This is a genomic window from Actinomadura sp. NBRC 104425 (assembly GCF_030269545.1).
Classification (GTDB): domain Bacteria; phylum Actinomycetota; class Actinomycetes; order Streptosporangiales; family Streptosporangiaceae; genus Spirillospora; species Spirillospora keratinilytica.
Genome location: NZ_BSTN01000018.1, coordinates 21,934 through 34,844 on the forward strand (window position 1 = coordinate 21,934; position 12,911 = coordinate 34,844).

General features: G+C 72.6%; 14 protein-coding genes. 1 reads left to right on the top strand and 13 read right to left on the bottom strand.

Features of this window, described 5'->3' with window-relative positions:
- Positions 1 to 3: 3 nt before the first annotated feature.
- The 8 genes from QSK22_RS23745 to QSK22_RS33810 form a co-directional block, all read right to left on the bottom strand.
- Positions 4 to 1,218: an SfnB family sulfur acquisition oxidoreductase gene (locus QSK22_RS23745; RefSeq protein WP_285496543.1), complete on the bottom strand. Its 1,215-nt coding sequence runs from the start codon at positions 1,216 to 1,218 to the stop codon at positions 4 to 6.
- Positions 1,219 to 1,220: 2 nt separating this feature from the next.
- A complete protein-coding gene (locus QSK22_RS23750; protein WP_285496544.1) occupies positions 1,221 to 2,648 on the bottom strand; it encodes an LLM class flavin-dependent oxidoreductase in 1,428 nt (475 codons plus the stop codon).
- Positions 2,649 to 2,673: 25 nt separating this feature from the next.
- Positions 2,674 to 3,477 carry a carbohydrate ABC transporter permease gene (locus QSK22_RS23755; RefSeq protein WP_285496545.1) on the bottom strand — a complete coding sequence of 268 codons (804 nt, stop codon included), beginning with the start codon at positions 3,475 to 3,477 and terminating at the stop codon, positions 2,674 to 2,676.
- Positions 3,474 to 4,406, bottom strand: a complete 933-nt coding sequence (locus tag QSK22_RS23760; protein WP_285496546.1) for a carbohydrate ABC transporter permease — start codon at positions 4,404 to 4,406, stop codon at positions 3,474 to 3,476. The genes QSK22_RS23755 and QSK22_RS23760 overlap by 4 nt, the downstream gene beginning before the upstream one ends.
- Positions 4,399 to 5,751 (bottom strand): ABC transporter substrate-binding protein, encoded by a 1,353-nt coding sequence (locus QSK22_RS23765; RefSeq protein WP_285496547.1) that lies wholly within the window; start codon positions 5,749 to 5,751, stop codon positions 4,399 to 4,401. The genes QSK22_RS23760 and QSK22_RS23765 overlap by 8 nt, the downstream gene beginning before the upstream one ends.
- A 42-nt stretch (positions 5,752 to 5,793) precedes the next feature.
- Positions 5,794 to 6,993 carry an acyl-CoA dehydrogenase family protein gene (locus tag QSK22_RS23770; RefSeq protein WP_285496548.1) on the bottom strand — a complete coding sequence of 400 codons (1,200 nt, stop codon included), beginning with the start codon at positions 6,991 to 6,993 and terminating at the stop codon, positions 5,794 to 5,796.
- 23 nt (positions 6,994 to 7,016) lie between these two features.
- On the bottom strand, positions 7,017 to 8,225 hold the full coding sequence (locus tag QSK22_RS23775) for an SfnB family sulfur acquisition oxidoreductase (RefSeq protein WP_285496549.1): 1,209 nt from the start codon (positions 8,223 to 8,225) through the stop codon (positions 7,017 to 7,019).
- A 180-nt stretch (positions 8,226 to 8,405) separates the two neighbouring features.
- Positions 8,406 to 8,471: a putative leader peptide gene (locus QSK22_RS33810; protein WP_352231474.1), complete on the bottom strand. Its 66-nt coding sequence runs from the start codon at positions 8,469 to 8,471 to the stop codon at positions 8,406 to 8,408.
- Positions 8,472 to 8,736: 265 nt separating this feature from the next.
- On the opposite strand from QSK22_RS33810, the gene QSK22_RS23780 reads away from it, so the two are divergent.
- Positions 8,737 to 9,528 carry an SGNH/GDSL hydrolase family protein gene (locus tag QSK22_RS23780; protein ID WP_285496550.1) on the top strand — a complete coding sequence of 264 codons (792 nt, stop codon included), beginning with the start codon at positions 8,737 to 8,739 and terminating at the stop codon, positions 9,526 to 9,528.
- 16 nt (positions 9,529 to 9,544) lie between these two features.
- Here QSK22_RS23780 and QSK22_RS23785 read toward each other — a convergent pair whose 3' ends face one another.
- From QSK22_RS23785 to QSK22_RS23805, 5 genes are all read right to left on the bottom strand, one after another.
- Positions 9,545 to 10,402: a MerR family transcriptional regulator gene (locus QSK22_RS23785; protein ID WP_285496551.1), complete on the bottom strand. Its 858-nt coding sequence runs from the start codon at positions 10,400 to 10,402 to the stop codon at positions 9,545 to 9,547.
- Between the two features lie 31 nt (positions 10,403 to 10,433).
- Positions 10,434 to 11,324 (bottom strand): DUF2268 domain-containing putative Zn-dependent protease, encoded by an 891-nt coding sequence (locus tag QSK22_RS23790; protein ID WP_285496552.1) that lies wholly within the window; start codon positions 11,322 to 11,324, stop codon positions 10,434 to 10,436.
- A gap of 95 nt (positions 11,325 to 11,419) precedes the next feature.
- Positions 11,420 to 11,782, bottom strand: a complete 363-nt coding sequence (locus QSK22_RS23795) for a DUF2516 family protein (RefSeq protein ID WP_285496553.1) — start codon at positions 11,780 to 11,782, stop codon at positions 11,420 to 11,422.
- A 160-nt stretch (positions 11,783 to 11,942) separates the two neighbouring features.
- Positions 11,943 to 12,419, bottom strand: a complete 477-nt coding sequence (locus QSK22_RS23800; RefSeq protein ID WP_285496554.1) for a hypothetical protein — start codon at positions 12,417 to 12,419, stop codon at positions 11,943 to 11,945.
- Positions 12,416 to 12,811, bottom strand: coding sequence for a helix-turn-helix domain-containing protein (locus QSK22_RS23805; RefSeq protein WP_285496555.1), 396 nt, complete (start codon positions 12,809 to 12,811; stop codon positions 12,416 to 12,418). Before QSK22_RS23805 ends, QSK22_RS23800 begins: the two co-directional genes overlap by 4 nt.
- Positions 12,812 to 12,911: the final 100 nt, after the last annotated feature.

A 12,911-nucleotide genomic window follows, 5' to 3' on the forward strand; every position in this document is an offset into this window, starting at 1 on the left:
CTGTCAGATCACGCCGTGCCGGGGCGGCGGCGTTCCGTTGAGCAGGTGCCGGCCGATGTGCTGGATCTTCCAGCGCACCGGGTCGTGCAGGGTGTGGGTGCGGGCGTTGCGCCAGTGCCGGTGCAGGTTCAGCCCGTCCAGGCTGGAGCGGGTGCCCGACACCTCGAACAGCGCGTTGGTGATCTCGATGGCGGCGCGGTCGGCGGCCGTCTTGGCGACGGCGACGGCGATGGACGCCTCGGCGGCCGTCTCGTCGGTGAGGTCGTGCCGGGCCTTCTCCACCGCGCGTCCCGCCTCGGCCAGCAGCGCCCGCGCCGAGCGTTCGACGACGGCCAGCTCGCCGAACCGCTGGATGAGCAGCGGCTCTTCGGCGGCGGTGTCGTAGCCGCTCTCGAACCACGGGCGGGCCTTGGTCCGCACGAACTCGGCGGCCTCGCGCAGCGCGCCCCCGGCGATGCCGGTGTCGATGGCCGTGTGCAGCAGCTGCGCGTAGGCGCCGTGCACCTGCGGGCCGGTGAATGTCAGGTGGTGCGGGACGACGCGTTCGGCAGGGACGCGCACGTCGTTGAGCCGCACGGTGCCGCTGGCGGTGGTGCGCTGCCCCATGCCGGACCAGTCGTCCACGATCTCCAGCCCGGGGGCGTCCCTGGGCACGTAGGCGACGTGCAGCCGGTCGCCCTCGCCGGGGACCTCCAGCTGGGCGAGCACCGGCACCCAGTGGGCGAACAGCGCGCCCGTGCAGTAGAACTTCTCGCCGGTCAGGACGTAGCCGCCGTCGCGGTGCGGGCGCAGACGGGTGCGGTAGTCCTGGACGTGCTTGGTGTGCGCCTCGGACTGGGCGTTGCCGAACCGCTTGCCCGCCAGCGCCTCGGCGAAGAAGAACTTGCGCTGCTCGGCGTCGCCCTGCTGGGCCAGCACCCGCAGGTACACCACGTGGCTCTGCGGGATCTGCGCGATGCTGGGATCGGCCTCGGCCAGCAGCCGGTACACCTCGGCGAGCGTGTCGGCGCGCACGTCCGCGCCGCCGTGCTCGCGCGGCACGGTGATCGCCAGCAGGCCGCTGCGGGACAGCTCGTCCAGCTCGGTGTGCGGCAGGATCCGCCGGGCATCGCGTTCGGCCGCGCCGGCGGCGAAGCCGGCGGCCAGCCGCGCGGCGGTCTCCACGGCCTCCTCGTCGGATTGGATGATGTGCGCGTGCTCGTGGTCGTGGTCGGCCATGGTCATCCCACCTTTTCCACGGGGCGGGCGGCATCGGGTGCGGTGGCGGTGCGGCGGTGCCGGGCCCCGGGGTGGTCGTCGCGCAGGCGGACCTGGCCGGGGCCGAGCAGGTTCTCGCGCAGGGTCGCCGACTCGTAGTCCGCCGGCACCCGGCCCCGGCGCCGCAGCTCGGGGACGACGAGGTCGACGAAGTCGGCGAAGGTGCCGGGCGTGACGGCGTAGGCGAGGTTGAACCCGTCGATGCCGGTCTCGTCCACCCACGACTCCAGCTCGTCGGCCACGGTGGACGGGGAGCCCGCCACGACCGGGCCGATCCCGCCGATCGCCAGGTAGCGGCCGATGTCGCGGGGCGTCCAGCGGTGCTCCGGGTCGATCGTGGTGAAGATCTCCAGCGCGGACTGGACGGCGTCGGTGCGCACGTATTCGAGCGGCTCGTCGGGGTCGTACTTAGACAGGTCCAGGCCGCTCCACCCGCCGTACAGCGCCATCGCGCCCTCGTGGGAGGAGTAGCGCAGGTAGTCGTCGTGCTTGGCGCGGGCCTCGGCATCGGTGGGCGCGGTGATCGCGGTGAACAGGATGAAGATCTTCAGGCTGTCGGGGTCGCGGCCGGCGCGGGCGGCGCGGGCGCGGATGTCGGCGACGCGCCCCCGCAGCCCCTCCTTGGTGACCGCGTTGATGAACACGCCCTCGGCGTGCCGCGCGGCGAACGCCCGGCCCGGCGTGGACGCGCCCGCCTGGTAGATCACGGGGGTGCGCTGCGGCGACGGTTCGCTGAGGAACACCCCGGGCACCTCGAAGTGCCGGCCCTTGTGCGCGATCTCGTGCACCTTGGCGGGGTCGGTGAACACGCCCCGGCGCGCGTCCCGGACGACGGCGTCGTCCTCCCAGGACCCCTCCCACAGCTTGTAGCAGACCTCGAGGAACTCCTCGGCGACCTCGTACCGGTCGTCGTGGTCGCGCTGGCGCCGCATGCCCAGGTTGCGGGCGGCGCTGTCGAGGTAGGACGTGACGACGTTCCAGGCGATCCGGCCCTTGGTCAGGTGGTCCAGCGTGGTGAACTTGCGGGCCAGGTTGTAGGGCTGCTCGTAGGTGAGGGACACCGTCACGCCGAAGCCGAGGTGCCGGGTGGCCGCCGCCATCGCCGACACCACCAGCAGCGGGTCGTTCAGCGGGATCTGCGTCGCCTGCCGCACGGCCGGGTCGCGCGAGCCGGTGTAGACGTCGTACACGCCGAGCACGTCGGCCAGGAAGAGCGAGTCGAACCGCCCCCGCTCCAGCAGGCGCGCCAGGTCGATCCAGTAGTCCAGATCGGTGTACCGGTACGCCTGGTCGTCGGGATGCCGCCACAGCCCGGGGGCCTGGTGGCCGACGCAGCTCATGTCGAAGGCGTTGAGGAAGATCCGTTTCTTCCGTTCCGGGACGGGCGTCATGCGCAACTCCTTTGCTGAGAACGGGTCATTTCACGGCACCCGCGGACAGGCCCGCCACCAGGCGCCGCTGGGCCAGCAGCGCCAGCACGTACACCGGGGCCACGCCGACGATCGAGGCGACCGCCTGCTGGCCGAACTGGATGTTCCGGTCGCCCTGGAACCGCGACAGCGCGACGGGCAGCGTCTGCACCGAGGTCTCCTGGGCGAAGCTCAGCGCGAACAGCAGCTCGTTGTAGCCCAGGAAGAAGCAGATCAGCCCGGACGCGACGATGCCCGGCGCGGCCAGCGGGACGACCACGTGCCGCAGCGCGCCCCAGCTGCCCAGGCCGTCCAGCCACGCCGCCTCCTCCACCTCGCGCGGCACCCGGCGGACGAACCCGTCCAGCAGCCACACCGCGACCGGCACGTTCGCCAGCCCGGTGACCAGCGCCAGCCCGGTGAGGGTGTTGCCGAGCCCGGCGGTGCGCAGCAGGTAGAACAGCGGCAGCACGGCCACCACCGGCGGCGCGCAGTACGAGGCGAGCACCAGCGACAGCAGCCGCTCCCCGCCGCGCCGGGCGCGGGCGGTGTAGTACGCGGCGGGCACCGCGATCACGAGGGTGAGGGCGGCGCCCCCCGCCGCGACGATCCACGAGTTGGCCAGGTGGCGGGGCAGGTCGATGGACCCGAAGGTGTCGGGCCAGTTCCGCCAGAACAGCGTGCTCGGCAGCAGCCCGCCGTTCAGCACGTCGTCGCGCGACCGCACCGACAGCGACACGATGTACACCAGCGGCACCGCCATCAGCGCCGCGACCAGCGCCAGCAGCGCCGTGATCCAGCGGCGGCTCACCGCTCGGCCCTCACGGCCCGCCGCCGCACGGCCGCCACCAGCGTGGCGACCGCCCCGACCACCAGCGAGAACAGCAGCGTCTCGGCGGCGGCCGTGCCGACCTTGAACGACTCCAGCGCGGTCCGCTGGATCTCGTAGGTGGAGGTGTTGGTGGCGGCGCCGGGGCCTCCGGCCGTCACCACGTACACGATGTCGAACACTTTGAACCCGCCGACCAGCCGCAGCAGCAGCACGGCCAGCAGCGCCGGACGCACGTACGGCAGCACCACCGACACCAGCAGCCGCAGCCGGCCCGCGCCGTCGAGCAGCGCCGCCTCGCGCAGCTCGCCCGGCACGCCCAGCAGCGCCGCGTACACCAGCAGCGCCACGAACGGCGTCCACTGCCAGGTGTCGATCACGACCAGCGCGAGGAACGCGCCGCGCTCGTCGCCCAGCGGGTTGACCGGGGCCAGCCCGGCCAGGCCGAGCGCCCCGTTGAGCGCGCCGCCCACCGGGGCCAGCAGCAGCTTCCACGCGACCCCGACCATGACGGGCGGGGTGACCAGCGGCAGCAGCAGGAACCCGCCGAGCAGGCCGAGCCGGCGGCCGCGCGCGTGCAGCGCCAGTGCCAGCGCCGTCCCCGCCACCAGCTGGACGGACGCCGCCAGCACCGCGAACACCGTCGAGCGCCACAGCGACCCGGTGAACACGTCGTTTTCCAGCGCGGCGCGGAAGTTGTCGGTGCCGACCCATTCGCGCAGCGGCTGCGCCAGCGTCGACTCGGTGAGCGCCAGGGCCACCAGGTAGACCAGCGGGTAGGCGGTGAACACCAGCAGGGCGAGGGTGACCGGCGCGGCCTGCCAGGGGGACACGCCCGACCAGCGGCGGGCGCGGTGCCTTCGCAGCGCACCCCACCGCACGGCCGGGCGGCCGATCGCGCTGTCAGCCAAGCCGCTTCTCCCAGGCGCTCTGCACCTTCTCCAGGGTCTGCCGCGCCTGCTGCTTGCCCTGCAGGGCCAGCGCCAGCTCGTCGACCAGCGTCTGCAGCAGCTCGGGCGCCTCGGGGCCGTTCGGCCAGACCAGCGGCTTGCCCGACAGTCCCTCGGCGACGACGTCGGCGGCGCGGCCGAACGACTTGCGGAAGACCTGGGAGCTAAGGGTGCTGGTGCGGACGGGGTCCGAGCCGCTGGTCGAGACGGCGATCTGCGCCTCGTTCTGCTTGCGGCTCGCGGCGAATTTCACGAACGCGGCGGCGGCCTCCTTCTTCTTCGACAGCTTCGACACGCCGAGCGCGAACCCGGCGTCCAGCGAGGTGTTGTGCGCGGTGTTGGAGCCGCCGATCGGCAGCGTCACCACGTCCCACTTGTCGACGACCTTGGACTGCTTGGGGTCCTGCGCCTTGACCGAGTGGTCGGTCCAGAACTCCAGCTGGGCGGCCCGTCCGGACAAAAACGCCGGCAGCGCCTGGTCGAAACCGGTCTGCAGCGGGGTCGGCAGGGCGTGCGGGGCGACGTCCAGCAGCGATTGCAGCGCCGCCACCGCCTGCTCGGAGGCCAGCGCGGGTCTGCCGTTGTCGTCCAGGAAGCGGCCGCCGAAGCCGACGAGCCGGTTGGCGAACGTGCAGCCGAGGATGATCGGCACCTGCTGGCCTTCGACGATCACGCCGTAGTGCTCGCCGCGCCCGTCCTTGGTGATCTTCTCGGCGGCGGCGTTGGAGTCCTCCCAGGTCTTCGGGGCGTCCAGCCTGTACTTCTCGAACAGCTCGGTGTTGTAGAAGAGGATGTGGGTGTCGCCGTCGAACGGCAGGCCCCACCGCCGCCCCTGGTACAGGGTGTACGGGTCGTAGATCGACGGCAGCAGGTCGCCGGTGTCGATGTCGGGGTTGGCCTTGATGTAGTCGGTCAGGTCCTCCAGGACGCCGCCCTCGGCCAGGCTGCCCAGCCCGACGTACCAGTACATGATCACGTCGTACTGCCCCGCGCCGGACTGCGCGTCCAGCATCGCCGTGGCCAGCAGCTTGTCGTACGGCACCGGGGTGACCTGGATGTCGGCGCCGGTCTCGGCCTTGAACGTCCGCCGCAACACCTCGAACGCCCCGGCGTTGGGCTGGTTGACCAGCACCTTGAGGGTCTCGCCGGCGAGTTTCGGCTTGGCGGCCGGGTCCAGCGCATCGCCGCCGCCGTCGCCGCCGCAGGCGCCCAGCAGCGGACCGGCGGCGGCCAGCGCGCCGGCGCCGAGGGCGCCGCGCAGCACGGCGCGCCGGGACAGGAGATGGGGCAGGTGGGCTCGGGACATCGTGCGTCCGTTCTGCGGGGTTGGTTCGGTCGGGGGCGTTGATCAGGTGTAGAGGGAGAACTCGGGTACCGCGCCGGTCAGAAAGTGGGCTCCGACCTCGCGCTTCTTGTAGGAGACGGGGTCGTGCAGGGTGTGCGTGCGGGCGTTGCGCCAGAACCGGTCCAGGGCCAGCGCCGCCCGGGTCGAGCGGGCGCCCGTCACCTCGAAGATCCGGGACGAGACGTTCAGCGACACCTCGGTCGCGGCGACCTTGGCGGCGGCGATCAGCACGGCCAGTTCGCCGCGCCGCCGCTCGGTCAGCGCCTCCCGGTCGGGGGCGTGCAGCACCTGGTCGATCTCCTCGACCGCCTGGTCGGCCAGCGCCCGGGCCGCCTTCACCCGGGCCAGCAGGTCGCCGTAGAGGGCCAGCACGTAGGGGTCGTCCACGGCCCGGTCCACGCCGCTGAACAGCCACGGCCGGGTGGTCGTGCGGGTGTAGTCGCGGGCGGCCGCCAGCGCGCCTTCGGCGATACCGATGTAGAACTGCACGAACACCAGCTGGATCGCGGGCGTCACCAGCGTCGTCCACGGGGACGGGTCGGCCAGCGACCCGATGACGTCCTCCTCGGGCACCGGGACGGCGGAGAACGACACGCTTCCGCTGGCCGACAGCCGCTGCCCGATGTTGTCCCAGTCGTCCGGCCGGTGCACCCCCTCGTGCCGGGGGTCGACGATCACGACGAGCGGTTCGCCGGTGTGCGCGTGCACCGCGCCGACGGCGAGGCGGTCGCCCACCCGCGCGCCGGTGGCGAACGTCTTGGTGCCGTTCAGCTCGAACCCGCCGTCCTTCGGGGTCAGCGTCAGGTCGGGGTCGCGGGGGTTGAACGCGCCGCCCCACAGCCAGCGCTCCTCGGCGGCCTGCGGCTCGACGCGCTCGCGCAGCTTCTCCTCGCCGAAGAAGTGCAGGTTCCACGACAGCAGGTAGTGGTAGCCGAGCAGCTGCCCGATGCCGCCGTCGGCCGCGGCGATCTCCCTGGTCACCTGGTAGGCGGTGCGCCAGGTCTGGCCCCCGCCGCCGCGCTCGGCGGGGATCAGCAGCGTCAGCAGCCCGGCCCGGCGCAGCACCTGCACCTCGGCGAACGGCGGGCGGCCCGCCCGGTCGCGTTCGGCCGCGTCCTCGGCCAGCTCGGCGGCGGCCGCGCGGGCCCGCGCGAGCCACCCCTCGTGGTCGCGCGGTGTCGTCTCGGTCTCGATGGTCGTCACGTTGGGTCTCCCGGAAACAAAGGTCAGACGATGCCGTTGCGCGGCGGGACGGTGCCGTTGAGGGCGTGGTCGCCGAGGTGCTGCAGCTTCCAGCGGCGCGGGTCGTGCAGGGTGTGGGTGCGGGCGTTCCGCCAGTGCCGGTCGAGGTTGTACCGTTCCAGCGACGCGCGGGCGCCGACCACGCCCAGCACCTCGCTGGCCACCGTCAGCGCGGCGATGTCGGCCTGCGCCCGCGCCGCCGCGACGGCCAGCGACGCCTCCGCCACCGGGTCGGGGTCCGTCAGGCTCCCCGTGTCGAGGGCGGGCGCGCCCGCCGGCACCGCGTCCAGGGCCTGCCCGGCGCGCACCAGCAGCGCCTCGGCCGCGCGGACCAGCAGCGCCAGCTCGCCGAACTTCTGGATCACCAGCGGCTCCTCGGCCAGCCGGTCCACCTTCGCCTCCGGCCAGGGCCGGGCCGACTCGCGGACGAAGGCCGCCCCCTCCTTCAGCGCTCCCCCGGCGATGCCGACGTCGATCGCGGCGTGCATGTACTGCCCGTAGGCGCCGAACACCTCGGGCCGCTCGAACGTGCGGTAGTGCGGCACGACCCGGTCGGCGGGGACCCGCACGTCCCGCAGGTGGACGGTGCCGCTGCCCGTGCCGCGCTGCCCGAAGCCGGACCAGTCGTCCACCACCTCCAGCCCGGGCGCGCCCGCGGGGACGAACACCGCGTGCACGCGGTTCTGGTCGTCCGTCGCGTACACCGGAATCCAGTCGGCGAACGGAGACCCGGTGGCATAGGACTTGGTGCCGGTGACGGTGTAGCCGCCGTCCGGCAGCGGTGTCAGCCGGGTGCGGAACTCGAACGCGTCGCGTGCACCGGCCTCGGCCAGCGCGTTGCCGAACAGCCGGCCCTTGAGCAGTTCGGCGTAGAAGAACTCGCGCTGCTCCTTTGTGCCGTTCTCGGCCAGCACCCGGACGAAGAAGAAGTGGTTCTGCGGGATCTGCCCGACGCTGGGATCGGCTGCCGCCAGCAGCCGGAACACCTCCCCCAGCGTCACCGCGCCCACCCCGGCGCCGCCGTGCTCGCGCGGCACCGTGATACCCAGCAGCCCCGACTCCGCCAGCTCGGCGATCTCGGTCACCGGCGGCGTGCGCTCGGCGTCGCGGCGGGCCGCGCCCACCGCAAGCCGCGCCGCCAGCCGCCGGGCGACCTCGAGCGCCTCGGCGTCATCACGGATCAGATAGGCCATGACCGGCCCGACCTCCAGGGGACAATGCGCGCAGGCCGAGAGGGCATGCGCGTACTTCGGCAGAAAAGGCGATCATCACTGCGGACTCCGGAGGCGTCGTCGCCCGGGCGGTCCGCGGCTCGCAGCGTCTGTCAGTACGTCTGTCAGTACGTCGGTCAGTACGTCAGAGCGAGTCAGCACTCACAGCGAACAGAGGGCGCTGGCCACGCGGCACAGATCCACGTGCCCACGACTGGTCAAGCACATCGTCACCGACACACCACGAGACTAAACGGACATCCCAACTAAGTCAATCAAACATGTAGGAATTATGGGCTTACTTCGCGGGCACCCCGCCACGGCGACGCGCTGTGGTCCGCCGAACGGGCCCGCCGCCCGGATAGGATGCCGACCGGCCGGACGCCGCCCGCACTACGCGCCCACCGCCACCCGGCCCGAACGACGCTCCCGCCGTTGCGTCGAACTCCACCGCCGCGAACTCCACCGCCGCACGAGGAAGGCCATCCAGCCGTTGTCCCGACGTGTCCGTTCGGCACTGGTCGTGCTGCTGGCGCTCGGACTGGCCGGGGCGGCCGCGGTCTACCTGCGCTCCGGTTCGACGTCCGCCCGCAACACCGCACCGCGCCCCCGGCCGCCGGTGGTGTACGTGATGGGCGACAGCTTCACCACCGGGATCCGCGGGCTCACCAAGGAGCAGGCGTACGCGGGGCAGGCGGCGCGGATGCTGGGCTGGCAGGTGGTGATCGGCGGACGGGTCGGCTCCGGCTTCGCCGAGCCCGGCCCCGCCAAGCAGCGCTTCGACACCCTGTTCACCAGGCAGTTCGCCTGGCGGCCCGCCCCCGACATGATGCTGGTCTCCGGCGGGCACAACGACGTGCTCACCCCCATGAGGCAGGTGCGCCGCCGCACCGTGGCGCTGATCCGCCGGATCAGGGCGCACTGGCCCGGCACCCACCTGGTGATCATGGGGCCGACGTGGGGGCGGGACGTGGGGGCCAAGGCCATCCGCGTGCGCAATACCATCCGCGCCGCCGCGGTGTCCGAACGCGTGCCGTTCATCGACCCGATCGGGCAGCGCTGGTTCACCGGCAACCGCAAGAAGGGCACCGGCAACGCGGTGCGCTACATCCGGGCCGACAACATCCACCCCAACCCGGCGGGCAACCGGCACATGGCCGCGTGCCTCGTCGCCAACCTGCGGACGCTCGGCCTGGCCCGTCCCGTCCGGGGCCGCCCCGCGAGCCCGTCGCCGGCCGCCACCCCGTCACCGGTCACCGCCCCGACCGCCGCGGCCACGCCCTGAGCCGCGCCTCGGGCGGTCACTCCCAGGTCGCGGTCTGCGGATCGACGCCGTGCGCCGCGGCGTTCGCGAAGATCACGTCGCGCAGCCAGACGGCCAGGCCCGGCGCGAACGCGTCGAAGAAGTCGGCGAATCCGGGTTCGCAGACGTAGCCGCGCGCGATGCAGGCGTGCATCGCGTGCGTGCAGTCGAAATACCTGGACATCAGCGCCCGATGCCGCTCGGCGAGGGTGTTCGCCTCGGCGGAGCCGGGCGCGACGCCGGCGCGGCAGGCGGCGGCGAGGTCGGCGTGCAGGGCGTCGGTCTCGGCCTTGACGTCCCTCCAGTCCTGCGGCGTCATCGCGGCGGCCCGCTCGGCGTACTGCGCCCACTGGGCGCTGTCGCCCCAGCGCGCCTCGGCCTCCTCGACCCAGGCGGGCCGCCAGTCGGCACCGAAGATCTCCACCTGCTCCTCGGGGGTCAGCCGCATCCCGCGGCCGGACGCCTCCAGCATGCGGTCGACCGCGTCGACCATCTTCTGCAGGCGGGTGATGCGCTCGACGAGCTGCGCCCGCTGCCGGCGCAGGTGGTCGCGCTCGTCGGCGTCCGGATCGTCGAGGATGCGGCCGATCTCGGCGAGCGGGAACCCCAGTTCCCGGTAGACCAGGACCCGGTGCATCCGGGCGACGTCGTCGCCCGAGTACACCCGGTGCCCCGCCCAGGTGCGTCCGCTCGGGCGCACCAGGCCGATCGCGTCCCAGTGGTGCAGCGTCTTCACGCTGACCCCGACCAGCGCGGCCGCCCGGCCGACGGTGAGCCCGTCGGCGGACGGGGGCGCCCCTTCCCGTCGGCGGGCGTCTCGGTGGGCGTCACTCGTCACCAGCACAGTGTCGCTCACCTCACCCGAGTGCGCGGGCCTCGCCGGGGGCTCACGCGGTGGTCGGGACGCCCGCGTTCACCAGGACGTCGCGTGCGGGCAGCGCGACGCTCTGCGCGGCGGTCAGGCCGGAGGCCGCGATGTGGGCGTCGGCGATCCGCAGACCGGCCGCGTACCCGGCGAAGTCCGGCAGGCCGACGGGCTGCTGCCCCATGCGCCGGGCGGTGGCGTCGCCGTGCACGTACGCGGTGAGGTTCTGCATCCCGGCCACGTCGATGTCCGCCGTGACCTTCTGGTAGACCTCGTCCAGTTCCGCACCGGTCAGCCGCGTCGCCCACGGCCCCAAGGCCTGCTCGCCCGCCAGTTCCCGCACGAACGCCTCGGCCAGCCCCTCGGCCACGACCTGCTCGCCGACCGTGACCGCCGTGGGGTCCCAGGCGACGTTGGCGTAGCGCACGTTGTGGTGGAGTTCGTGCGCGGCGGCGTAGCCGATCTTCGCCAGGCTGGTCTCGGTGGGCCACATCGTCAGGTGGATCGCCCCCGGGAAGCCGCCCATGCCGAAGTAGCCGGCGCTGCGGACCGTCAGGTGGTCGTCATCGGGGTTGCCGAGCACCAGGACGACATGCACGGTGTCGGCGTGGTCGGCCTCGGGGGCGGCGTCGCCGAGCCGCTGCCACGCCGCGGCGAGGCATTCCTCGATGCGGCTCCACACGTCCGCGTCCCGCATCTGCTGCAGGGCGGTGAGGTAGCGCGGGTCGTCGCGGTCGATCCGGAAGCCGCTGCCCATCTGCTGGTGCATCCGGACCATGTCCATGCCGGGCGGCATGGGCATCGCGTCCTCCAGCGGGCGGTAGATCTCGCGCAGGGCGTCGGGCCGCTCGTCCACCGGGAGGCGCAGGAGGTCGGCCATGGCGGACGCGGTGTCGTGAACCACGATCTTCATGCCCCGAGACCGTAGGACCTCCTGTTACAGGAGGGGCAAGCCGCGCACGGCCGCCATAGGTGCGCCGGGGCGTTCAGCGGAGCGGGGGCGCGGGGTCACCAGGGGCCGTAGGGGCCCATGTTGGAGCGGCCGCCACCGCCGCCGCGCTTCTTGTAGGGCTGGACGGCGGGGCGGACGTCGGCGAGATAGACGGCGGCGGCGATGAAGGCCGCCACCGGCAGGATGCGGACGAGCAGCAGGATCGGGTCGGCGCCCTGCAGGGGCAGCACGGCATGGGCGAGGCCCAGGGCTGCGGCAATGCCGAGGATGATCGTCCACAGCTTCTTGCTCTGCTTGCCGGCCGCCACATAAGCGTCGTTGGGGACGGTCAGGGAGTCGACCAGCGCCCACGCCTCCATGGCGAACGCGATGACCAGGAGAGCCCAGAAGAACAGCTGCAGTATTCCGAAAGCTTGCACCGGTCAGCGCTCCTGCCTGTCTCGGCCGCGAGGTCCTCGGACCCACCTTATGGGCAACCCGCGCGTCACATACAAGACGACGGGGCCCGGCCGGGATGTTCCCGGACCGGGCCCCGCGCGCCGGTGTTGCGGGCCTGGGGACGCCCAGGCGGCCGCAGGCTCAGACGCCGCCCTTCCGGCTGCTGGCGGCGGCGGCGCGGGACTGCGTGGTGCGCCGGGTGCCGCGGGCCCGGGTGGCGGGCTTGGCGTCGGCTTCGGTGATCTCGGCGACGGCGGCGGCCTCCCGGTGCACGACGCGCTTGCCCCGCTCGGCCAGCTCGTCGATGAACTCCACGGCGCGGCTGGCGCCGTGCGTCATGTACGCGACGGCGGCGTTGGGAAGGTCCGTGACCTCGATGCGCTCCTGCACGCGGCCGACGTTGTCGCGGACCTCGCCGCGGTAGCGCTCCACCGCCTCGCGGAACTGGCCCCGGTAGCGCTCCAAGAGCTCGCGCACGTCCTGCTGGTACTTGACGGCGGTCTCGCGGGCCTTGACGACCTGCTCGGGCATCTCGCGGATCTTCTCGACCGCCAGGTCGCCCGCGCCGGCGATGGTGTAGACGGCCTTATTGTCGCGGAGGGTGGTAGCCAATGTCATTCCACCTCGTCCTTCCCTGTGTCCCTGTGACGCTCGGATGTGGCGGCGGCAGCCTCGTTCTCCTTGCGGAACGACTCGTAGACGTCCAGCAGCACCTGCTTCTGCCGTTCGGTGAGGAGGAGGTCGGCCCGGATCGCGGTCTGCACGTCGGTGTCGGCGTCGCGGTGCTCCAGGATGCCCGCCTGCACGTACAGGGCCTCGGCCGAGATCCGCAGCCCCTTGGCGATCTGCTGGAGGATCTCGGCGCTGGGCTTGCGCAGCCCGCGTTCGATCTGGCTCAGGTACGGGTTGGAGATGCCCGACACATCGGCGAGCTGGCGCAGCGAGATCTTCGCTCGGGTGCGCTGCTCGCGGATGTACTCGCCGATCGAGCCGACCTTCGGACTTGCCATGGTTCCACCCTGCGTCAGAGTGCTTGCAATTGCAAGCACGGTAGCTAGCACTGATCCGTGAGAACCCTCACAGCGGGTTCGGCGGTGAGATTCGACGGGA